This window comes from Azospira sp. MPR-LB4 (assembly GCF_058809525.1).
The window spans coordinates 3211516-3233625 of sequence record NZ_CM179521.1 but is presented as its reverse complement, the minus strand read 5'-3'; the positions used below and the strand labels follow the sequence as shown (position 1 = coordinate 3233625).

19 protein-coding genes are annotated in these 22110 nt (G+C 67.7%); 13 read left to right on the top strand and 6 right to left on the bottom strand.

Annotated features, from left to right (window positions below):
• Positions 1-89 precede the first annotated feature (89 nt).
• The 6 genes from AC3QLZ_RS15190 to AC3QLZ_RS15165 all read left to right on the top strand — a co-directional run bounded on the left by AC3QLZ_RS15190 (position 90) and on the right by AC3QLZ_RS15165 (position 6775).
• Entirely contained in the window at positions 90-2393 is a 2304-nt protein-coding gene (locus AC3QLZ_RS15190; protein ID WP_014236753.1) for a TonB-dependent receptor, read from the top strand.
• 79 nt (positions 2394-2472) lie between these two features.
• Positions 2473-3153, top strand: a complete 681-nt coding sequence (locus tag AC3QLZ_RS15185; protein ID WP_014236752.1) for a Fe2+-dependent dioxygenase — start codon at positions 2473-2475, stop codon at positions 3151-3153.
• An 8-nt stretch (positions 3154-3161) separates the two neighbouring features.
• Complete coding sequence (locus AC3QLZ_RS15180; RefSeq protein ID WP_043797953.1) at positions 3162-3797, top strand: PepSY-associated TM helix domain-containing protein; 636 nt, start codon at positions 3162-3164, stop codon at positions 3795-3797.
• A 33-nt stretch (positions 3798-3830) separates the two neighbouring features.
• A complete protein-coding gene (locus tag AC3QLZ_RS15175; RefSeq protein WP_014236750.1) occupies positions 3831-4355 on the top strand; it encodes a DUF2271 domain-containing protein in 525 nt (174 codons plus the stop codon).
• Positions 4356-4456: 101 nt separating this feature from the next.
• Positions 4457-5260: a DUF4198 domain-containing protein gene (locus tag AC3QLZ_RS15170; protein WP_014236749.1), complete on the top strand. Its 804-nt coding sequence runs from the start codon at positions 4457-4459 to the stop codon at positions 5258-5260.
• Between the two features lie 162 nt (positions 5261-5422).
• A complete protein-coding gene (locus AC3QLZ_RS15165; protein WP_014236748.1) occupies positions 5423-6775 on the top strand; it encodes a sulfite reductase subunit alpha in 1353 nt (450 codons plus the stop codon).
• 119 nt (positions 6776-6894) lie between these two features.
• Here the strand turns inward: AC3QLZ_RS15165 and AC3QLZ_RS15160 are convergent, their stop codons facing one another.
• From AC3QLZ_RS15160 to AC3QLZ_RS15150, 3 genes are all read right to left on the bottom strand, one after another.
• On the bottom strand, positions 6895-7371 hold the full coding sequence (locus tag AC3QLZ_RS15160; RefSeq protein ID WP_014236747.1) for a hypothetical protein: 477 nt from the start codon (positions 7369-7371) through the stop codon (positions 6895-6897).
• Positions 7371-9449, bottom strand: coding sequence for a TonB-dependent receptor (locus tag AC3QLZ_RS15155; RefSeq protein ID WP_014236746.1), 2079 nt, complete (start codon positions 9447-9449; stop codon positions 7371-7373). The genes AC3QLZ_RS15160 and AC3QLZ_RS15155 overlap by 1 nt, the downstream gene beginning before the upstream one ends.
• Positions 9450-9609: 160 nt before the next feature.
• Positions 9610-10929, bottom strand: coding sequence for a DUF2325 domain-containing protein (locus AC3QLZ_RS15150; RefSeq protein WP_014236745.1), 1320 nt, complete (start codon positions 10927-10929; stop codon positions 9610-9612).
• 350 nt (positions 10930-11279) lie between these two features.
• Here AC3QLZ_RS15150 and AC3QLZ_RS15145 point away from each other — a divergent pair, with 350 nt between their 5' ends.
• The 7 genes from AC3QLZ_RS15145 to AC3QLZ_RS15115 all read left to right on the top strand — a co-directional run bounded on the left by AC3QLZ_RS15145 (position 11280) and on the right by AC3QLZ_RS15115 (position 18610).
• A complete protein-coding gene (locus AC3QLZ_RS15145; protein WP_014236744.1) occupies positions 11280-11831 on the top strand; it encodes an iron transporter in 552 nt (183 codons plus the stop codon).
• A gap of 3 nt (positions 11832-11834) precedes the next feature.
• Positions 11835-13385 (top strand): carbohydrate porin, encoded by a 1551-nt coding sequence (locus AC3QLZ_RS15140; protein ID WP_014236743.1) that lies wholly within the window; start codon positions 11835-11837, stop codon positions 13383-13385.
• Positions 13386-13394: 9 nt separating this feature from the next.
• Complete coding sequence (locus AC3QLZ_RS15135) at positions 13395-13742, top strand: cupredoxin domain-containing protein (protein WP_014236742.1); 348 nt, start codon at positions 13395-13397, stop codon at positions 13740-13742.
• 10 nt (positions 13743-13752) lie between these two features.
• Positions 13753-14610: an FTR1 family iron permease gene (locus tag AC3QLZ_RS15130; RefSeq protein WP_014236741.1), complete on the top strand. Its 858-nt coding sequence runs from the start codon at positions 13753-13755 to the stop codon at positions 14608-14610.
• Complete coding sequence (locus AC3QLZ_RS15125; protein ID WP_492783262.1) at positions 14586-16013, top strand: 4Fe-4S binding protein; 1428 nt, start codon at positions 14586-14588, stop codon at positions 16011-16013. The genes AC3QLZ_RS15130 and AC3QLZ_RS15125 overlap by 25 nt, the downstream gene beginning before the upstream one ends.
• A 348-nt stretch (positions 16014-16361) precedes the next feature.
• Positions 16362-18362 (top strand): ferrous iron transport protein B, encoded by a 2001-nt coding sequence (gene feoB / locus AC3QLZ_RS15120; protein WP_014236739.1) that lies wholly within the window; start codon positions 16362-16364, stop codon positions 18360-18362.
• On the top strand, positions 18359-18610 hold the full coding sequence (locus tag AC3QLZ_RS15115) for a ferrous iron transport protein A (protein WP_014236738.1): 252 nt from the start codon (positions 18359-18361) through the stop codon (positions 18608-18610). The genes feoB and AC3QLZ_RS15115 overlap by 4 nt, the downstream gene beginning before the upstream one ends.
• 77 nt (positions 18611-18687) lie before the next feature.
• Here the strand turns inward: AC3QLZ_RS15115 and AC3QLZ_RS15110 are convergent, their stop codons facing one another.
• The 3 genes from AC3QLZ_RS15110 to AC3QLZ_RS15100 all read right to left on the bottom strand — a co-directional run bounded on the left by AC3QLZ_RS15110 (position 18688) and on the right by AC3QLZ_RS15100 (position 22095).
• Positions 18688-18894 carry a heavy-metal-associated domain-containing protein gene (locus tag AC3QLZ_RS15110; protein WP_014236737.1) on the bottom strand — a complete coding sequence of 69 codons (207 nt, stop codon included), beginning with the start codon at positions 18892-18894 and terminating at the stop codon, positions 18688-18690.
• A 153-nt stretch (positions 18895-19047) separates the two neighbouring features.
• Positions 19048-21483 (bottom strand): heavy metal translocating P-type ATPase, encoded by a 2436-nt coding sequence (locus AC3QLZ_RS15105; RefSeq protein WP_014236736.1) that lies wholly within the window; start codon positions 21481-21483, stop codon positions 19048-19050.
• 183 nt (positions 21484-21666) lie between these two features.
• Positions 21667-22095 carry a universal stress protein gene (locus tag AC3QLZ_RS15100; protein WP_014236735.1) on the bottom strand — a complete coding sequence of 143 codons (429 nt, stop codon included), beginning with the start codon at positions 22093-22095 and terminating at the stop codon, positions 21667-21669.
• Positions 22096-22110 lie beyond the last annotated feature (15 nt).

Below are 22110 nucleotides of genomic sequence, written 5' to 3'. Positions count from 1 at the left end.
CCACCTGCAGACGCCGCCCGCCGGCACGTCATCGGTCAGGAAGCCAGCCTCAACGACTTCCCACAAAAATCCCCACGGAGATTTGACCGATGGCCTACATCCAGAGCCACAAGCACGCCCCCGACCAGCAGCCCCGTTTCAAGCGCAGCGCCGCCTTCACCGCCCTGGCCCTCGCCGTTCCCGGCGTCGCCCTGGCCCAGCAGGAACAGACCCTGTCCACGGTCAGCGTCACCGCCGAGACGGAAACCTTCAAGGCGGATACGGCCGCGTCCACCAAATACACGGCTCCCCTGGTGGATACGCCCAAGACCCTGACGGTCATCACCAAGGAAGTGTTGCAGCAGACCAACGCCACCACCCTGCAGGATGCCCTGCGCACCACCCCCGGCATCACTTTCGGCATGGGCGAAGGCGGCACGCCGGCCGGCGACATCCCCATCATCCGCGGCTTCAAGTCCGAAGCCAATTTCTTCATCGACGGCCTGCGCGACCCCAGCTCCCAGTCCCGGGACATGTTCGCCGTGGAGCAGGTGGACGTGACCAAGGGCCCCGATTCCGCCTACAGCGGCGGCGGCGCCGTCGGCGGCAGCATCAACCTGAGCACCAAGAATGCCCGCCTGGGCAACTTCGGCGATGCCAGCATCGGCGTCGGCACCGCCAACTACAAGCGGGCCACCGCCGACATCAACCGGCAGATCGGCGACCACATGGCCGCCCGCCTCTCCCTGATGAAGGAAGACAGCGATGTGGCCGGCCGCGACGCCGTGTGGAACAAGAAGGACGGCGTCGCCGCCTCCCTCGCCGCCGGCCTGGGCACTCCCACCCGCGCCAGCCTCAGCGTCTACCACTACCAGACCGAGGGCCTGCCGGATTACGGCATCCCCTACAACAATCCCATCGCCAAGTACGCCACCGTGGCCCAGGGCACCGGCGGCTCCACCGCCACCACCCCGCCCACCGTGGCCCCGACCCTGAACCCCACGGCCGTGGCCAAGAACGGCGACGGCGGTCCCCTCAACGTAAACCGCAACAACTTCTACGGCCTGGTGAATCGGGACTTCAGCCGCACCGAGGTCAACAGCCAGACCCTGAAGCTGGAACACGACATCAACGACAAGTGGACGGTGCGCAACTCCACCCGCTTCACCCAGACCAAGAACGACTACGTGGTGACCAACCCGGGGGATTCCAACGCCTCCATCGTCACCGGCACCACCCTGCCGCGCAGCTCCAAGAACCGCAACTCCACCAGCGACAGCGTCATCAACGCCACCGAGCTGGTGGGCGAGTTCTTCACCGGCGACATCAAGCACAACATCGCCACCGGCATCGAGTTCATGCACAACGAGGTGGACAGCCGCGGCTACACCGTCACCGGCGCATCCAACGCCAACATCCAGAATCCGAACCCCAACGATTCCTGGACCGGCACCGTCACCCGCAATACCGCCGGCACCTACACCCGCACCGCCTCCCGCGGCATCTACGTCTTCGACACCCTGACCCTGAACAAGCAGTGGCTGCTCAACCTGGGTCTGCGCGACGACGAGTTCCGCACCTCCCTCGACGGCTACACCACCAACGGCACCAAATCCACCACCGTGCCACTGCAGAGCCGCTCCAGCTTCACCAGCTACCAGGCCGGCGTGGTCTTCAAGCCGAAGGACAACGGCAGCGTCTACGCCAACTACGCCACCGCCGCCAACCCCTCCGGCATCACCGCCAGCGACGGTTCGGACAACCTGTCCCTGACCAACAAGGACCTGGAGCCGGAAGAGGTGCGCAGCGTCGAGCTGGGCACCAAGTGGAACCTGTTCAACAACAAGCTGGCCCTCACCGGCGCCGTCTTCAACATCGAGAAGACCAACGCCAAGATCAGCCTGGACGCCAACACCATGGCCACCGTCGGCAAGCAGCACATCAACGGCTACGAGCTGGGCTTTGCCGGCAACCTCACCGACAAGTGGCAGGTCACCGGCGGCTACACCTACATGGATTCCGAACTGGTGGAACCGGGCCCCTCCTACTGGAGCAAGAGCGGCACCAACTGGCGCTACAACGCCAACGCCGAGAACAAGGGCAACAAGGTGCCCAACACGCCCGAGCACAGCTTCAGCGTGTGGACCAGCTACCGCATCCTGCCCCAGCTGACCATCGGCGGCGGCGCCTACTACGTCTCCAAGGTGTACGGCGATGCCGCCAACACCAAGTGGGTCCCCTCCTACTGGCGTGCCGATGCCATGGCCACCTACCAGGTGGACAAGAACCTGTCCCTGCGCCTCAACGTGCAGAACCTGTTCGACGAGGTGTACTACGACAAGGCCTACGCCAGCCACATGGTCAGCGTCGCCCCGGGTCGCCAGGCCATCCTGACGGCCAACTACAAGTTCTAAGCGTTGCCTCCCCGCCCGGTCCGCCGGGCGGGTTTTTCGTTTCACCCGGGCCTAGCCCATCGCCAAGGAGCCCTGCATCATGATGCTGCATATTCCGGAATTGCTGACCCGGGACCAGGTGGCCGAGTGCCGCCACATTCTCGCCAACGCCCAATGGCAGGACGGCCTCGCCACCGCCGGCATCCAGGCGGCCCAGCGCAAGCAGAACCTGCAACTGCCCGAAGGCACGCCGGCCATCGCCCGCCTGCGGGAGATCGTCACCGGCGCCCTGCTCAATAATCCCCTTTTCTTCTCCGCCGCCCTGCCCCAGCGCATCCTGCCGCCCTTCTTCAACCACTACGAAGGCGGCGGCTTCTACGGCAACCACGTGGACAACGCCATCCGCTATCCCCACGGCAGCCAAGCTGGCATCCGCACCGACGTCTCCACCACCATCTTCTTCACCGACCCGGACGAATACGAGGGCGGCGACCTGTTCGTGGACGACACCTACGGCAGCCACCAGGCCAAGCTGCCGGCCGGCGACGCCATCGTCTACCCCTCCACCAGCCTGCACCGGGTCGAGCCCGTGACCAAGGGTGCCCGCATCTGCTCCTTCCTGTGGACCCAGAGCATGATCCGGGACGACTGGAAGCGCACCATGATGTTCGACCTGGACTGCACCATCCAGAAGCTACGCCAGCAGGTGGGCGACAGCGAGGAGGTGGTGGCCCTCACCGCCCACTATCACAACCTGTTGCGCCAATGGGCGGAGATGTAAGCCGTCCCATGAACACCGCAGCAAGCATCGCCCCCGCCCGCCGCCCCGGCTGGCTGAAAACCCTGCACCAGTGGCACTGGATCAGCTCCGCCATCTGCCTGCTGGGCATGGTCCTCTTTGCCGTCACCGGCATCACCCTCAACCACGCCGCCGACATCGGCAGCAAACCGACGGTGCTGCGCCAGCAGCTGCAACTGCCCGAAGCCCTGCAAGCCCAGCTGGCACCGGCTGCCGCCGAAGCCCGGCAGGCGCCCCTGCCGCCGGCCCTGGCGGCCTGGGCCGCCGCGGCCCTGGGCATCGAGGCGGCCGACCAGGAGGCCGAGTGGTCGCCGGAGGAAATCTACCTGGCCCTGCCCCGGCCCGGCGGTGACGCCTGGCTGCGCATCGACCGGGAAAGCGGCGAGGCAGAATACGAAGTGACCGACCGGGGCTGGATCTCCTACCTCAACGACCTGCACAAGGGCCGCCACACCGGCGGCGCCTGGCGCTGGTTCATCGACATCTTCTCCGCCGCCTGCCTGGTGTTTTCCCTCTCGGGCCTGCTCATCCTCAAGTACCACGCCGGCAACCGGCCCGGCACCTGGCCCCTGGTGGGCCTGGGCGCCCTGGTGCCCCTGCTGCTGGCCCTGCTGCTGATGCACTGACCCTCCCCCAACTATTACCGAAAGCCTCCGACCATGACGTTCGCCAAGAAACGCCTGCTTTCCCTGCTCCTCGGCTGCGGCCTCGCCCTGCCGACCCTGGCCGCCGACCTGGCGGTGGAAGTGGAAATCCCCCGCCTCAACGTGGCCGAATACCACCGCCCCTATGTGGCCGTGTGGGTGGAACGGGCCGACAACAGCATCGCCGCACACCTGGCGGTGCTCTACGACGCCAAGATGAAAAACGGCGAAGGCACCAAGTGGCTGAAGGACCTGCGCCAGTGGTGGCGCCGCGGCGGCCGGGACCTGGCCATGCCGGTGGACGGCATCACCGGCGCCACCCCCACCGTGGGCAAGCAGAAGCTGCGCTTCGCCCAGGGCAAGGCCCCCCTCGGCGACCTGCCTCCCGGCGACTACAAGCTGGGCATCGAAGCCGGCCGGGAAGTGGGCGGCCGCGAGCTGCTCTACATCCCCTTCCAGTGGCCCCCCAAGCAGGCCCAGCAGGCCACCGCCCAGGGCCAGAGCGAACTGGGCCACATCACCCTGGAGCTGAAGCCCTGAACGGCACGGGCGGTTCATTCCGCCCCGCCCCCTCGGTGACCTCTGTGCCCTCTGTGGCCAGCTTTTAAAACTCCTCCCCATTCCCACCGCAAAGGATTCCCATGAAACTGCTGCGCCCCCTAACTATCGCCGCCCTCCTGGCCACCGCCCTGGTGCCTGCCGCCCAGGCCCACAATGCCTGGCTGCTGCCCTCCTCCACCGTGCTCTCCAAGGCCCAGTGGATCACCGTGGATGCGGCCGTGGCCAACGACCTCTTCTTCTTCAACCACAACGCCCTCAACCTGGACAACCTGACCGTCACCGCCCCCGACGGCAGCAAGGTGGCGCCGGAAAACCTGGCCAAGGGCAAGCTGCGCAGCGTCTTCGACCTCAACCTGACCCAGGCCGGCACCTACCGGGTGGCCGTGGTCAACGCCGGCATCATGGCCAGCTTCAAGCTGAAGGGCGAACCCAAGCGCTGGCGCGGCAGTGCCGAAGCCTTCGCCAGGGAAATCCCGGCCGAGGCGGAAGAGCTGAACGTCAATGAAATGGCCGGCCGCAACGAGACCTTCGTCACCGTCGGCAAGCCCTCCGCCCTGGCCCCCATCGGCAAGGGCCTGGAACTGGTGCCGGTGACCCACCCCAACGACCTGGTGAACGGCGAGGCCGCCACCTTCCAGATGCTGCTGGACGGCAAGCCCGCCGCCGGCCTGGAAGTCACCGTCACCAAGGGCGCCACCCGCTACCGCAACCAGCTGGGCGAAATGAAGCTGAAGACCGGCGCCGACGGCAAGTTCAGCGTCACCTTCCCCGAAGCCGGCATGTACTGGCTCGACGCCGAACTGAAGGACAGCAAGACCAGCGTCAAGGCAGCCAAAGAACGCCGCGTCACCTATGCCGCCACCCTGGAAGTGCTGCCCCAGTAAGAGCGCGACAAGCGTTTAGCCACAGAGGGCACGGAGATCACCGAGGTTTCTGTGCCCCGGCTGCCTCGGGTTTCCCGTTCCCGGTGACCGGGGTAAGCGGCCTGAGCTGCACCCCTTCACCGTTCCCGCCAGCAACCCTTCTCCCCGTTTCCGTTCCATTTCATGCCCGACACCGTGCGACTCCTCACCGCCTGGGGCGCCACCCTGGCCTACGGCGGCCTTTGCGCTGCCGTCTATCTGCGCCACCGGCGGCGGCAGCGCATCGCCGTGGCGCCCCTCGGCGACGGCGGGCGCCCCGTGCTGGTGGCCTATGCCAGCCAGAGCGGCAGCGCCGAGGCCCTGGCGCAACACACCGCCCGCAGCCTGGGGGCTGCCGGCCTCAACACAACCCTGGTGCCCCTCAACCGGGTCACCCCGGCCCTGCTGGCCGCCCACGAACAGGCCCTGTTCCTCGTCAGCACCTGCGGCGAAGGGGACGCGCCGGACAACGGCGCCCTCTTCGAGCGCCACTGCATGGCCGACGCGGGTCCGGACCTTTCCCGCCTGCACGTCGGCGTGCTGGCCCTGGGAGACCGGGAATACACCCACTTCTGCGCCTTCGGCCGGCGCCTGGCCGCCTGGCTGGAGGCCCGGGGCGCCGTGCCGCTGTTTGCCCCCCTGGAGATGGACAACCAGGATGCCAACGCCCTTGCGGCCTGGCAGCAGCAGGTGGCCCACATCGCCGGCAGCGGCGAGACGCCGGACTGGCGCGCCCCGGCCTTCACCCCCTGGCGCCTGCTGGAGCGGCGCCACCTCAATCCGGGCAGCAGCGGCGCCCCCGTGTTCCACCTGGCCCTGGCGCCGGAACACGGCCCCCTGCCCGAGTGGCAGGCCGGCGACCTGGTGCAGGTACAGCCACCAGAGGCAGGGGAACATCCCCGGGACTATTCCATCGCCTCCCTGCCCGCCGACGGCGCCCTGCACCTGCTGGTGCGCCTGCAGGCCCGCCCCGACGGCACCCCCGGCCTGGCTTCCGGCCACCTCTGCAAGGACCTGGAAGTGGGCCGCAGCGTGGCCCTGCGCCTCAAGCCCCACGCCAATTTCCGCCTCGGCGACAACGCCGGCCGGCCCCTCATCCTGATCGGCAACGGCACCGGCATCGCCGGCCTGCGGGCCCTGCTCAAGGCCCGGGAAGCCCGGGGAGATAAGCGCAACTGGCTGATTTTCGGCGAACGCCACGCCGGTCCGGACCGGCACTACCGGGAAGACCTGGCCCGCTGGCGCAACAATGGCCTGCTGCCCTGGCTGGACCTGGTCTTTTCCCGGGAACAGGCGGCCAAGGATTACGTGCAGCACCGCCTGGCCCAGCGCGGCGATGTGCTGCAGGACTGGCTCGACGAGGGCGCCGCCGTCTACGTCTGCGGCAGCGCCGCCACCATGGGCGCCGCGGTGGACGAAACCCTGGCCCAGCTGCTGGGCCGGGAAGCCCTGGACCGGCTGCTGGCGGAAGGCCGCTACCGGCGGGACGTTTACTAGGGCCCGAGTAGTCCCGGCCACGGATTCCCCAGACCACCACGCCAGAAACAAGAAGGGACGCTCCTCTCAGCCATGGCACGGCTGAGAGGAGCGTCCCTTCTGCCTTCCAGGGCAGGCGTCTAGTGAGCTTCTTCCACCCGGTAGGCGCTGTGGCAGGCGATGCAGTTGTTGAGGTTGTCGGCCAGGGTGTTGAGCACCACGTCCCGGTCCTTCAGTTCCGTGGCCAGTTCGGCGATGCGGTCGAAGTTGATGTGGGTCTCCCGGCCCAGGGGGAAGAAGGCCTGGGGCGCCTTCTTGCGGATGCCGTGCACCAGGCTGTCCGGGTTGGCGAAGTCCTTCTGGTGCGCCTTGAGACCGCCCACCCGGGCGGCCTCGGCCACCGCCGCCATGTCGTTGGCGGTGGCGGCGCTGACGATCTTCTGGGTGATGGCGACAAAGCCCCGCATTTCCGAGAGTAGGAAATGTTTTTCCGCCGGCGTCAGCCGGATCACCTGGCGCTGGTCGCTGCCGCTGCCAGCGTCGTGGTCGTGGGCCGCGGCCGGGCCGCCGGCCAGGGCGGCCAGCAGCAGGACCAGGGCGGAGGGGCGTAATTGCATCAGAAGTCTCCTTTCCAGGTGAGAACGAGGGAACGGCCGGGGGCCAGGATTTCGTTGCCGCTGACGCCTTCGGCCAAGTGTTCGTGGTAGCGCTTGTCGGCCAGGTTCTTCAGGGCGACGCGGAAGCTCTGCCGGGACCAGCGGTAGGTGGCGCCCAGGTCGGCGGTGGCGAAGCCGGCGGTGGCGTTTTCGCTGCCGCGGCTGAAGAGGGTGGCGATGCGGTCCTGGCGGGCCACCAGGCGCAGGGTGGCGTCGGCACGCCAGCCCTGGGCAACGGCGCCGTCCCAGCCGAGGGAGAGTTCGTCCGCCGGCATCTGGAAAAGGGGCTCGTCCAGGTCCTTGTTCTCGCCCCGCAGGCGGGAATAGCCGGCGTTCAGCCATTGCCCCGGCCGCACCTGCCAGCGGGCGGAGGCCTCGACCCCGGCGATGACGGCCCGGCCCAGGTTCACCGTGGCCTTCACCGGCAGGCCGCTGATGAAGGTGCCGGTGGGCTGGCCGGTGATGTAGTTGTCGATGCTGTTGCGGTAGGCCGCCAGGTGGTAGTTGAAGTCGGCGCTGGCACCCTTCAGGCCCAGCTCGAACTGGGTGGCCTCTTCCGGCTTGATCTGGGGATTGCCGACGTAATAGTAGCCGTCGCCCCGGGGCGAGGACTCGTAGCGTTCCCGCATCTCGCCGGCGCGGAAGGCGCGGGAGAGGTTGGCGTAGGGCCGCAGCATGGGCGCCGCTTCATAGACCGCGCCGAGGCTGCCGGAGGTGGCGCTGTCGCTGCGGGAAAGACCGTTCTTGACGGCGCCGTTGTTCATGGAGGCGGCGCTGCCCTTGACCGTGTCGTGGCGCAGGCCGGCCAGCACGTTGAGCTTGCCGAAGCGCATGTCATCCTGCAGGTAGGCGCCCAGGGATTCGATGCGGCCATCGGCGAAAGGGTTGTTGGCCACCATGTTGCCGGCCTGGTACAGGCGCCGGTTGGGGGAAGCCTCCATCTCCCAGGCGTTGAGGCCGAAGGAAAGCAGGTGCTGGGGATGGACCAGCCAGTCGGCCTTGGCATCCCAGCCCTCGGTGACGAAGGAGACCTTGGTTTCGGCGTTGTTGCGCTTGATGCCGCTGGCCCAGGAGTAGATCTGCCGCTCCATCTCCTGGCGGTAGACGCGGAAGTCCAGGTTCAGCGGCGCCTCGCCCGAGCCCTGACGGGAATAGCCCGCTTCCATGAGGCGGCGGCTCTGCTTCGGCGAATAGATGGTGGTGGACTTGATGGGGTTGGCGGCTGCCTTGGTGGAGCCGGGGTACCACACGTCCTCGTCCGTATGCTCCTGGAAGGAGAGGCGCAGTTGCTGGGGGCCGTCGATGCGGAAGCGGTACTGGCCGATGAGGCTGTCGGAATCGTAGCCGGTCTTGGCCACCTTGCCGTCGGGGGAGCGGTAGTCGCCGATGCGGGCGCTGGAGGTGCCGAGCATCAGGGCATGGTCGCCGGCGGAGAAATTGACCACGCCGGTGGCCCGCAGGCCGTTGCTGGCGCTATCCCAGGAAACCATGGCGGAACCGCTGGTGCCGGCCTTGAACTGGGCCTGGGGCAGGCGCACATTGACCACGCCGCCCAGGGCGCCGCTGCCATAGAGCACGGAGGACGGCCCCTTCACCACCTCCACCCGTTCCGCCAGACCGAGGGACATAAAGGAGGCGATGGCCCCCTGGGGCTGGGCCGAGTTGAGGCGGATGCCGTCCACCAGCAGCACCACGCTTTCCTTCTTCAGGCCGCGCAGCACCGGGTTCTGGCCCTGGGCGCCGTCGCTGGCGACAGCGATGCCGGGTTCGCCGCGCAGCAGTTCCCCCGGATTGTTGGCGCCGCGGCGGACGATTTCCTCCCGATCGAGAGAGACGGTGCTGAGGGGCGTTTCCAGCTCGTCGGCGGCGTAGCCCTTGGCGGTGACGCTAACGGTGGACAGGGCGGATTCGGATGAAGCGGGGTTATCGGCGCCCCAGGCAAAGCCAGAAGCCAGGCTCAGGGCCAGCAGATGCAGGGCGAAAGGTGGGCGCTGACGCGACGGGGAAGAAACAGCGACAAGGGATGACAGCGTTGACATGGACGGGCTCCGGAAGGAATCCCCGCGCCTGGCTGGCATTGCTGTCGCTGGCTGGATCGCGGCGGGTTGATCGAAGTCCGCACTGTACTTTATTGAGAATTGATCTCAATATGATGCAGGTCAAAAAACGTAAATCCCTGCCGCTCAGGCAGCAGGGGAACTACTCCACTGCCCCTTCCGCCACCTCGGAAATACCGCGCACGAAGCTGGAAACACCGGCCCCCTTGAGATAGACGCAGGGCTTGCCGGTGCGCTTGCAGTGGTCCTTCAGCTTCCAGTAGGCGCCATGGCTGATGCAGCCGGCCTGGCAGATGACCGCATCGGCGGCGGACAGCACCCCGTCGAGGAAGCGGGGATTGTCCTCCAGGCCGCCGTCGTGGTGGGCGAAGCGGCCGCCCAGCCGCTCCACCAGCCGACGGTAGGTTTCCACCAGGCCGGGCCGGCCGCCGACGCAAAGCACGCTGCGCCCTTCCAGGCGCGGCATGGCGGCCTCGGCGCCGTCCTTGCCGCTGGCGCATTCCCGGCCGCAGGCGGCGGAGAGGGCGCAGGCATCGCCGTCCGGCGCGCCGTCCAGCAGCAGCCAGGATTCCATGGCCTGCTCGGCCGCCACCAGATCGCGGCGGGATTCCTCCAGCTGGCGGGTCAGGTCCCGCACCCGGGCCTCGGCGGCATTGGTGCGATCCTCCGCCGACACCAGGCGCAGGGCCAGGGCGTCGGCCCGGGCCTTCTGGCCGCCGTCGGCCCCTTCCAGTTCGCGGCAGCGGGCCTCCAGTTCCACCACCCGCACCGCCAGGGCCTCCCGCTCGCAGGCAAAGACTTCCATCTCCGCCAGCTGGCGCTTCAGGAGTTCGGCCTCCTGGATCTTCTCCGCCAGACGCTGGCCGCCCTTCTCCCGCTGGGCTTGCAGTTCGGCCTTGAGGGCGGCGTTTTCCGCCTCCAGCTGCTTGAGCCGGTTCACATCCGCCTGGTGGGCGGCGCCGGCCTGGTGGGACAGCATGTGGATGTCGCCGTAGATGCGCTGGGCCGTCTCCGTATCGCAACGGGGATGGGTCCAGGCAGCCCACAGGGCGTCCGCCACCTGGCCCGAGGCCACCGCCTCCCGCCACAGGCGGTAGATGGCATCGCCATCCCGGGCCGGGCGGAAGCGCTGGATGGTGAGGTTGTAGCGCCGCTCCAGTTCCTGCTGCATCAGCTCGGCAAAGGGATTGCGCTGCTCGGCAAAGCCCACGGCCTGGGTATGCAGGGAGAAGTCGGACATGTTGGGGCCGAGTATCTTGGCCCGGGCTGCCAGGCGCCGCAGCAGATCCAGTGGCAGGCAGGTACCGATCACCGGGCAGTGGTGCTGGTGCTTCAGTTCCCACAGGCGCTTGCGACGGGAGCCGGCGCTGGGGACGGGAGCCGCCGCAGCCGGTTCCGGCAGGGCGGCCTCGCCCAGTTCCGGCAAATTGACGGGTTCATGTTTCTGCTTGAAGGGAATCATGGTGGCACCTCCTCGCCCCTCGGAAGAATGGAGCGGAATGACGGGATTCAGGACAGGCCGGAGTCGTTTTCGCCCTCACGGCCTGAACGGCATATCGCAAATAATAACAACTCTCATTTGCATTGCAATAGCACCAAAGAACTAGTCGCATCCCCGGGGCATCTCCCGGCATGGCCTGATCCGACGCCGGAGCCCGCCAGTTCTTGCATTGCAGCATCCGTCAGAAACCTGTCGCAAAACTGACGTACGCGAATAATTGACACGAGAATCATTCTTACTTAGATTGTTATTAAGCCGCGCCAAAGCGGTATCCCAAAAACATCCGCCTATTACCGCTCAGGAGCCTAGTCATGCCTTCCATCCGCCTTTCCTTCGCCCGTACCCTGGTAGCCCTCGCTGCTGCCTGGTCCTTCTCCGCCAATGCCGTGGAATACCCCATCGGCACGCCCCAGCAGCGCTACGGCATGGAGATTTCCGCCGTCTATCTGCAGGCGGTGAACATGGAGCCGGACGGCATGATGCGCAAGGCCGAGGAATCCGACATCCACATCGAGGCCGACATCCGGGCCCTGGCCAACAACCCCAACGGCTTCGAGGAAGGCCACTGGATTCCCTACCTGGTGGTGAAGTACGAAGTCTCCAAGATCGGCTCCGACCAGAAGACCTCCGGCGAATTCATGGCCATGGTGGCCAACGACGGCCCCCACTACGGCGACAACATCAAGCTCTTCGGCCCGGGCAAGTACAAGGTGAAGTACACCATCCTGCCGCCCACCGAAAACAAGCACGCCCATTTCGGCCGCCACACCGACCGTCTCACCGGCGTGCGCCCCTGGTTCAAGCCCTTCGAAGTGGAAAATGAATTCACCTTCGTCGGCATCGGCAAAAAAGGCGGGTACTAAGCCATGGCTGCCACCACCAACCTCCTTCGGCCGCGCCCCCTGGCGCTGCTGACGGCGGCCCTGATCGCCGGCAGCGCGCCGGCCTTCGCCGCCCCCCAGGCCGCCGGCAACCAGGCTGAACTGCTGAAGCTGCTGGAAAAGATGAACGAGCGCCTGGAGAAGCTGGAAAAGCGCAACGCGGAACTGGAAAAGCAGGCCCAGGCCGCCCCGGCGACGAAAGCCTCCCCGGCCCTGGAACAGCGCATCAAGACCCTGGAAGAGCAGAACGCCCGCATCACCAAGGGTCTGGACAGCGACGACATCAGCCAGTACGAGCCGGAAATCACCGCCCGCCTGAAGGCCGTGGAATTCCAGTCCCTCGACATGCTCAAGGCCGCCCGCACGGTGGAATCCCTGGACGGCATCACCGCCGGCATCAGCCTCACCACCGTGGCCCAGCGGCCGTCCGGCGTGCCCAGCGGCGACAGCAACGGCAACAGCCAGCTCAACTACCGGGGCGACGTCTTCGTCACCCTGCCTCTGGCCAATATCGGCGATACCGAGAGTCACATCTTTGCCCAGTTCCGCCTCGGCCAGGGCCAGGGCCTCAACGGCATGAGTTCCTACGCCAAGCCCAACGCCAGCGCCTTCCGCGTGCAAAGCGGCAATCCGGATGACTCCGTGGCCGTGTTGGGCCAGGCCTGGTACCAGGCCACCATTCCCCTGCCCTTCGGCGGCTACAAGCCCCGCTCCCGGGAAAAGCTGGAGATCAACTTCGGCAAGATGGACCCCTTCGTCTTCTTCGACCAGAACGCGGCCGCCAACGACGAAACCCGCCAGTTCCTCAACACCGTCTTCGTGCATAACCCGCTGCTGGATGCGGGCGGCGACATCGGGGTGGACGCCAACGGCTTCTCCCCCGGCTTCCGCGTCTCCTACTACAACGAGACCCAGAAGCCCGAGACCTGGCGCTTCTCCCTCGGCGTCTTCGGTGCCGGCGCCAACGGCTCCACCTACACCCGCTCCTTCAGCTCGCCCATGGTCATCGCCCAGATGGAGACCCAGCGCAAGTTCTTCGGCGGCCTCACCGGCAACTACCGGGCCTACTACTGGCGCAACGGTCAGGCAGTGTCCTTCGCCGGCATCCAGGAATCCCATTCCGGCCTGGGCGTTTCCGCCGACCAGCGCATCGGCGATGCGGTCACGGTGTTCGGCCGCTACGGCCAGCAGATCTCCGGCAACGTGCGTTTCGACAAGGCCCTCACCCTGGGCGCCGAACTGGGCGGTTCCTACTGGGATCGGGGCGGCGACTCCCTCGGCCTGGCCTTCGGCCTGCTGCGCACCAGCAAGGAGTTTTCCGGCGAATCGTCCTTCGTGGACGCGGACGGCGACGGCATTCCGGACTACAACTTCAACGCCAGCGGCGCCGAGCGCGTGGCCGAAGTCTATTACCGCTACCGCATCAACAAGCAGTTCGAGCTGTCTCCCGACCTGCAATACCTGGGACGGCCCGGCGGCGACGCCACGGCCAAGGCCATCAAGGTGCTCGGCATGCGTGCCCAGCTGACCTTCTAAGGAGCCGCCATGCGCCTGTCTTCCCTCGTGGTACCCGCCCTGCTGCTGTGCGCCGCCCTGTTCGTCGGGCCGGCGCCGGCCGCGGCAGCGGAGCTGCCTTCCTTCCAGATCGTGGCCAAGGATGGAAAGCTCATCCCGAACCGCCTGGAAGTGCCGGCCGGGACCAAGTTCAAGATCATCTTCCGCAACGAGGGCCCCGGCCCGGAGGAGTTCGAGAGCACCCAGCCCCGCATGGAGAAGGTGCTGGCCCCCGGGGCCAGTTCCTTCGTCGTGGTGCAGCCGCTGCAACCGGGCACCTACCGCATCTTCGGCGAGTTCCATCCGGATACCGCCGAATGCCTGCTGATCGCCAAGTAAGAGGACAACCATGCTCAATGCCCTGATTGTCGTCTGGCGCGAAAGCCTGGAAGCAATGCTGGTGGTCGGCGTGCTGCTGGCCTGGATCGCCCGCCAGGAGGACGCCTCCCGCCTGCGCCGCACCCTGTGGAGCGGCGTCGGCGGTGGCACCCTGCTGGCCCTGGCCCTGGCCTTTCTCGCCTACGGCGCCCAGACCTGGCTCGACGGCGAGTCCCTGGAACTGTTCCAGATCGGCATGCTGCTGCTGGCCTGTGTGCTGATGACCCAGATGGTGATGTGGATGCGCCGCCACGGCGCCTCCATGAAACGGGAGCTGGAAGCCGGCGCCAGCCGCGCCGCGGAAACCGGCGGCCGCCTCGGTGTGGCCCTGGTGGCGGCCCTGGCCATCGGCCGGGAGGGCATGGAGACCGTGGTCTTCCTCTACGGCATGGCGGCGGAGCGCCAGGGCAGCGAGCTGCTTGGCCTCTACGGCATGGCCGCCCTGGGCTTTGTCATCGCCGGCCTCACCGCCTGGGCCGTGGCCCGGGGCGCCCGCTTCTTCTCCTATCGCACCGTCTTCCGCGTCAGCGAGGTGGTGCTGCTGGTGACGGCCGGCTCCCTCCTCGGCGCCGCCGTGGATCGCCTGATCGGCATGGACTGGCTGCCCACCCTGATGGACCTGGTGTGGGACACCTCCGCCGTCCTCGACGACGGCAGCGGCCTCGGCCAGGTGCTGTCCACCTTCGCCGGCTACCGGGCCCAGCCCACCGCCATGCTGCTGCTGGCCTATGCCCTGTACTGGGGCTACGTCGCCCTGCGGCTGCGCTCCTTCACTCCCAACCCATCATCCGTGCGAGCCGATTCATGCCAGCCCACAGCAGCACCTTGAAGCGTCCCCTGCCCGCCGCTGCCGCAACGCAGCGGCGGGGTCCCATCGCCGGCCTGCTGCAGGCCTGCGGCCGGGGCATGCAGAAACATGGAGCCACCATCCGCGTCATCCAGTGGGCGGTGGTGGTTTTCTATTTCGGACTGGTCATCACCCCCGCCTTCCTGCCCCTGCCGCCGGAAGGCTCCAGCATCTTGGACAACCTCACCCTCTTCGCCCAGTTCCTCTTCTGGGGCATCTGGTGGCCCTTCGTCATGGTTTCCATGCTGTTCATGGGCCGCCTCTGGTGCGGCGTCTTCTGCCCCGAGGGCACCCTCACCGAATGGGTCAGCTGGCGCGGCCTCAACCTGCCCATCCCGCGCTGGCTCAAGTGGGGCGGCTGGCCCTTCGTCGCCTTCGTGTGCACCACCGTCTTCGGCCAGCTGGTCAGCGTCTATGAATACCCCAAGGCCGCCCTGCTGGTGCTGGGCGGCTCTTCCGTCGCCGCCGTGGCGGTGGGCCTGCTCTACGGCAAGGGCAAGCGGGTGTGGTGCCGCCACCTGTGCCCCGCCTCCGGCGTCTTCTCCCTCCTGGCCAAGGTCGCTCCGGTACACTTCCGCGTGGACCGGGCCGCCTGGGATACGGCCGCGGCGCCGGCCCAGCCCGTCAATTGCGCCCCCCTGGTGGATATCCGGCGCATGACCGGAGCCTCCGACTGCCATGCCTGCGGCCGCTGCGCCGGCCACCGGGAGGCGGTGCAGCTGTCGCCCCGCCGCCCGGATGCGGAAATCCTCGCCAGCAAGGCGGAACAGATCCACACCGGCGAGGCCATGACCCTGCTCTTCGGCGTCCTCGGCATCGCCACCGCCGCCTTCCAGTGGACCGTCAGCCCCTGGTTCGTGGCCCTGAAGACCGCCGCCGCCAACTGGCTCATCGACCACGACTCCTTCCTCCTGCTGCAGGACAACGCCCCCTGGTGGCTGCTCACCCACTACCCGGAGGTGGGCGACGTGTTCACCTGGCTCGACGGCCTGTGCATCCTGGCCTACATCCTGGGCGGCGGCTGCGCCATTGCCCTGGCCCTGCTCGGCGTCGTCGCCCTGGCCAGCCGCATCGTTGCCAGCCCCCAGCTGCCCTGGCGGCGCCTGGCCCTGGGCCTGGTGCCCCTGGCCGGGGCCAACGTCTTCCTCGGTCTTTCCATGCTCACCCTGAGCCAGCTCAAGGGCGAACGGGTGATCCTGCCCTGGGTGCCGGATGCCCGCATCGCCATCCTCGCCCTGGGCATCGGCTTCGCCCTGTGGCTGGGGCTGCGCCTGGTGCTGCAGACCACCCCGGCCTGGGGCCGGCGCGTGGCGGCCTTCTCCATCTATACCCTGGCCCCGGCCTTGATCGGCGCGGTCTGGTACGTGGTCTTCTTCGTCTGGTAGGCGCCCCGGACCCGGCCGCCCTGACCGCCTGAAAAGGCGCGCCCTTACTGGCTCCCAGCCCTCCTCCCGGACGGCTGGGATTTCGTGCTGGCGGCCTCGCCTGCAATCTCAACTGTCAAACTCAAATGAGATGAGTTATCATTAGCGCCATTGCCGCTCCGCTTCCACACATTCCGGCGGCCACCTTTCGGGGTCTTCCATGCTGCGTTCCGTCCTTGCCGCCTCCCTGGTACTCCTTCTCGGGCTGACCCTGGGGCCCCTGGAGCGCAGCCCTGCCCAGACCGCTGCAGCGCACCCCGCTCCCCGGCACTGAAGCCCCGCCTCCCAGCCACCCACCCCAGGCAGCCGATGGAAACCTCCGCAGAAAGCACCCGTCCTTCCCCCCTGGCCGACAACGAAGCAGCGGCCGCCGCCCCCGCCGGCCTGGTGGTGGCCCTGGTAGGCCACCCCAACGTCGGCAAGTCCGTCCTCTTCCACCGCCTCACCGGCACCTACGTCAATGTGTCCAACTATCCGGGCACCACGGTGGAAGTCTCCCGGGCCACCCTGAAAATCCACAAGGAACAGCAGGTGCTGGACACCCCGGGGGTACTCTCCCTGCCCTCCCGCAGCGACGACGAGCGGGCCACCCTGCGGGCCCTGCTGCAGGAGAACCTGAACTGCCTGGTACAGGTGGGCGACGCCAAGAACCTGCGCCGCACCCTGACCCTCACCGCCCTGCTGGCGGACCTGGGGGTGCCCATGGTGCTGATGCTGAACATGGCCGACGAGGCCGAACAGCGGGGCATCGGCGTCGATGACAAGCTGCTGGCCGAAGCCCTGGGCATTCCCGTCATCAGCGGCGTCGCCACCCGCAACGAAGGCGTCGGCGCCCTGGAGGCCGCCCTCGCCAAGGCGGCCCGGCCCGAGCCTCTGCTCTGCTACGACGACGCCGTGGAAAGCGCCATCGGCCGCCTCGCCGCCCAGTTCGCCAGCGACGTCCCCCATGCCCACCTCTCGGCCCGGGGCCTGGCCATCCTCTATCTGGGCCACGACCCGGAACTGGAAGCCTGGCTCGACCAGCACTTCCCCAAGACCGCCGCCCTCCTCGCCGCCCTGCGCCTGAACCTGGAAGGGGAATTCACCGGCCAGCCCCTGGCCGCCCTCCTTTCCGGCGAACGGGGCCGGGCCGCCGAGGCCCTCACCCGCACCGTGGCCAGGGAAGGAAAGAAGCCGGCCAGCGGCAAACCCCTCACCGCCGGCCAGCTGGCGGTGCATCCGGTGTGGGGCTGGCCCATCCTGCTGGGCGTGCTGTTCCTGCTCTATGAGTTCGTCGGCGTCTTCGGCGCCAGCACCCTGGTGGGCCTGTTCGAGGAGGACTTCTTCGGCGGCGTCCTCAATCCGGCCTTCACCGAGCTGGTGCAGAACCACGTCTCCATCCCCTGGATCGTCGAGCTGCTGGTGGGCGAGTACGGCCTGTGGACCATGGGCATGACCTACGCCCTGGCCCTCATCCTGCCCATCGTCACCACCTTCTTCTTCGCCTTCGGCATCCTCGAGGATTCGGGCTACCTGCCGCGCCTGACGGTCATCGCCAACCGCACCTTCGCCGCCATCGGCCTCAACGGCAAGGCCGTGCTGCCCATGGTGCTGGGCCTGGGCTGCGTCACCATGGCTACCCTCACCACCCGCATCCTGGCCACGCCGCGGGAGCGTCTCATCACCACCTTCCTGCTGGCCCTGGCCATCCCCTGTTCGGCCCAGCTGGGCGTGGTGCTGGGCCTCCTCGGCGGCGTTTCCTTCGGCGCCCTGCTGACCTGGGCCGTGTGCATCCTGGTGGTGCTGCTCAGTTCCGGCTGGCTCGCCTCCCGCCTCATCCCGGGCAAGCGCATCCCCCTCATGACCGAGCTGCCGCCCCTGCGCTGGCCGGTGCTGGGCAATGTGCTGAAGAAGACCGGCGGCCGCCTGAAGTGGTATCTGGTGGAGGTGATTCCCCTCTTCCTCATCGGCACCTTCCTCATGTTCGCCCTGGACAAGATCGGCGCCCTGCCGGCCATCATCGAGGCCGGCGAGCCCCTGGTCTCCGGCTGGCTGGGCCTGCCCAAGGAGGCCAGCGCCGCCTTCGTCATGGGCTTCCTGCGGCGTGACTTCGGCGCCACCGGCCTGTTCGCCATGACCGAGCACCTCTCGGCCATCCAGGCCGTGGTCGGCATGGTCACCATCACCCTGTTCGTGCCCTGCATCGCCAGCGTCATGATGATCGTCAAGGAACAGGGCCTGAAGGTGGCCGTGGTGCTGCTGGCCCTGATCATTCCCACCGCCTTCCTCATCGGCGGCATCCTCAACCACCTGCTGAGACTGTTCGCATGAGCCCCGCCACCCACGAAGCCCTGCGCCTCACCGGCATCCCCGAAGGCACCCGGGCCAACCTGGCCCACTTCGATGCGGACATCCCCGCAGTGTTGGCCGAACAGCTCCACGCCTACGGCCTGGTGCCGCCCCACGCCATCCAGGTACTGCGCCAGCAGCCCCTCACCGTGGTCCTCTGCGAACAGGTGGAACTGGCCCTGGAACACGAGATCGCCCATCGCATCTGGGTGGAGGCGACGCCGGCCTGAGCGCTCGGCCGCCCCACAAAACAAAAGCCGCCGCCCGGCAACGGGCAGGCGGCTTTTTCATGCCGGAACCGGGAGAGTTACAGGGCGTCGAAGCCCGCATCCTCCACCGCTTCCCGCAGGCGGGCCTCGCCCACCTGGGCCGGATCGTAGGTGACGGTGGCCTGGCCCGGCTCCAGCAGCACTTCGGCCTTTTCCACCCCGGGCAGCTTGGACAGCACGCCGGTAAGGGAGGCCACACATTTCTGGCAGCTCATGCCGCCGACGGGGATGGTTGTTGTTGCCATGGAATCCTCACTTAAAAAACTTGGCCACAGAGGGCACAGAGAACACAGAGTTTAAAACCATCGGCGCCTTCCAGGCCGGTGGTCGACGCAGAACCCACATCAACAACGACAAAGAACCCTCTGTGAACTCTGTGTCCTCTGTGGCTAACGCCCCTATTTCGGCAACCAGCGCCGCAGCAGAAGGGAATTGCTCACCACCGACACCGAACTCAAGGCCATGGCGGCGCCGGCCACCACCGGGTTGAGCAGGCCGAAGGCGGCCAGGGGAATGCCCAGCACGTTGTAGATGAAGGCGAAGAACAGGTTCTGGCGGATCTTCGACAGGGTGGCCCGGGAAAGCGCAATGGCGTGGGCCACACCCATGAGGTCGCTTTTCACCAGGGTCAGGTCGGCGGCCTCCACCGCGGCGTCGGAACCGGCGCCCATGGCGAAGCTGACGTCGGCTGCCGCCAGGGCCGGGGCGTCGTTGATGCCGTCGCCGGCCATGGCCACCAGACGGCCGCCCTGTTTCAGTTTTTGCACCGCCGCTGCCTTGTCGCCGGGCAATACTTCGGCCTCGAAACGGGCGATACCGGCCTGGGCGGCAATGGCCGCCGCCGTGGCCCGGTTGTCTCCGGTGAGCATCACCACTTCCACGCCCAAGGCCAGCAGCCGCGCCACCGCAGCCTTGGAACTTTCCCGCAGGGGGTCGGCGATGGCGATCAGGCCCAGGGCCACGCTGCCATCGGCCTGCTGTTCGGCCAGCACCACCACCGTCTTTCCCTGTCCCTGCAAGGCAGCAAGGACGCCATTCTCCACCATGGCACCCCGCTCCGCCGCCCAGGACGGGCTGCCCAGCAGCAGGGCCCGGGAGGAAACCGTCCCTTCCACCCCGTGGCCGGCCACGGCGGCAAAGCCGCTCACCGCCTGCATCGCCAGGCCCCGGGCTTTCTGTTCGGCCAGCACGGCCCGGGCCAGGGGATGTTCCGAGCCCTGCTCCAGGGCTGCCGCCAGGGCCAGCACCTCGTCTTCGCTGGCGCCCAGGGCGACGATGTCGGTCACCGCCGGTTCGCCCCGGGTCAGGGTGCCGGTCTTGTCCACCGCCAGCACTTTCAATTTTTCCGCCCGCTCCAGGGCTTCCGCATTCTTCACCAGGATGCCGGCGGCGGCGCCCCGGCCGGTGCCCACCATGATGGCGGTGGGCGTGGCCAGGCCCAGGGCGCAGGGGCAGGCGATGACCAGCACCGCCACCGCATTGACCAGGGCGGTGGTGAAATCGCCCCCCAGCCACCACCACAGACCGAAGGTGACCAGGGCGATGGCGCAGACCACCGGCACGAAAATGGCAGAGATTTTGTCGGCCAGCCGCTGCACCGGGGCCTTGGAGCCCTGGGCCTCGGCCACCAGGCGGATGATGCCGGCCAGCAGGGTGTGTTCGCCGACGCCGGTAGCACGGCAGCGCAGCATGCCCTGGCCGTTGCTGGTGGCGGCGAAGACGGCGTCGCCCGCCTGCTTGCCGACGGGCATGGACTCGCCGGTGAGCATGGCTTCATTGACGCTGGAAGCGCCCTCGATCACCTCTCCGTCCACCGGCACCGCTTCGCCGGGGCGGACGATGAAGACGTCGCCGGGAATGAGCAGGGCCACGTCCAGCTCCACCAGTTCACCATGGCGTTCGACCCGGGCGGTCTTGGGCTGCAGGCGCACCAGTGCTTCCAGGGCGGCGGTGGTCTTGGCCTTGGCCCGGGCCTCCAGCAGCTTGCCCAGCAGCACCAGGGTGATGACGGCGGCGGAGGCTTCGAAATAGACGTGCTGGTGCTCCAGCCCGAAGAGGGTCACCACCAGGGAAAAGACGTAGGCCATGGTGGTGCCCAGGGCCACCAGCACGTCCATGTTGGCGCCACCGCCGCGCAGGGCCTTGTAGGCGCCGTCGTAGAAGCGCCAGCCGATCCAGAACTGCACCGGGGTGGCCAGCAGCAGTTGCAGCCAGCGAGGCAGCAGATCGCTGTGGCCATGTTCCGGCGCCGGGCCGAACATGGTGACCATCTGGGCCACCAGGGGCAGGGTGAGCAGGGCGGCGATGAAGAAGCGGCGCTTCTCGGCGGCGTAGAGGGCGGCCTTGCGGGCCTTTTCCTCTTCCCGGGTGGTGTCGCTGGCCACCCGGGCGCCGAAGCCGGCTTTTTCCACGGCACTGATCAGCCGGGCCGTATCCACCAGACCCGGCACGTAGCGGATACGGGCCCGCTCGGCGGCCAGGTTCACCGCACCTTCGACGCCGGGCAGACGGTTCAGCACCTTCTCGATGCGGGCCGCGCAGGCGGCGCAGGTCATGCCGGTAAGTTCCAGTTCCACCGTGGCCGGCGGCACGGAAAAACCGGCCTTCTCGATGGCCTCCACCACCCGCTGGGGCGTGGTTTCCTCGCTGTTCAAGGCGACGCTGGCCCGCTCCGCCGCCAGATTGACGCTGGCTTCCACGCCGGGCAGGCGGTTCAGCACTTTCTCGATGCGGGCCGAACAGGCGGCGCAGGTCATGCCGGCAATGGGCAGGTCGAGGCGGGAGGAAGAAGGAGCGGCAGGGGACTGGGACACGGGCAACTCGGCAAGAAACATTAGCAATGGCTAATTATGGGCGCAGGCGCCCTTAGCCGCCAGTAACAGAGGGGCTCAAACCCCATGGTTACAGACCGCCGGCACGGCCAGGGGTTTCTTCGTTGCGCGGGGATGGACGCAGCCCTCCTCCCCGCCCGCTCATGCCGGGGATCAGGCCGGCTGCGCTGGCAGACGGCCTGCCGCCTATTTCACCAGCAGGACGGGCACCGTGGTTTCATGCACCACCCGGGTGGCCACCGAGCCCATGACGGCCCCGGCGATGGCGCTCCAGCCGTGGCTGCCGAGCAGCACCAGGTCGGCCCCCAGTTCAGCGGCCTGATGGGCGATGACGGCCCCCGGCTGGCCCACGTGGATGTGCCGCTGGTAGGCCACCCCGGCGGCCTTGAGCTTGGCCTCGGCCGCCTCCAGGCGTTCCACGCTGTCCTCCCGGTAGTAGCGCTCCAGGGTTTCGTGGCCCAGGTGGCGCTGCACCCGGCCGTCGGGAATGGGCGGATGCACGTAGAGCAGGTGCACCGTCGGCACTTCCCGGTACCAGGAGAGGCGGGAAATCAGGTGATCCACGGCCCGCAGGGAACAAGCGGAACCATCGACCGCCAGCAGGAAATTCAGCATCGTCTGCTCCTCAGC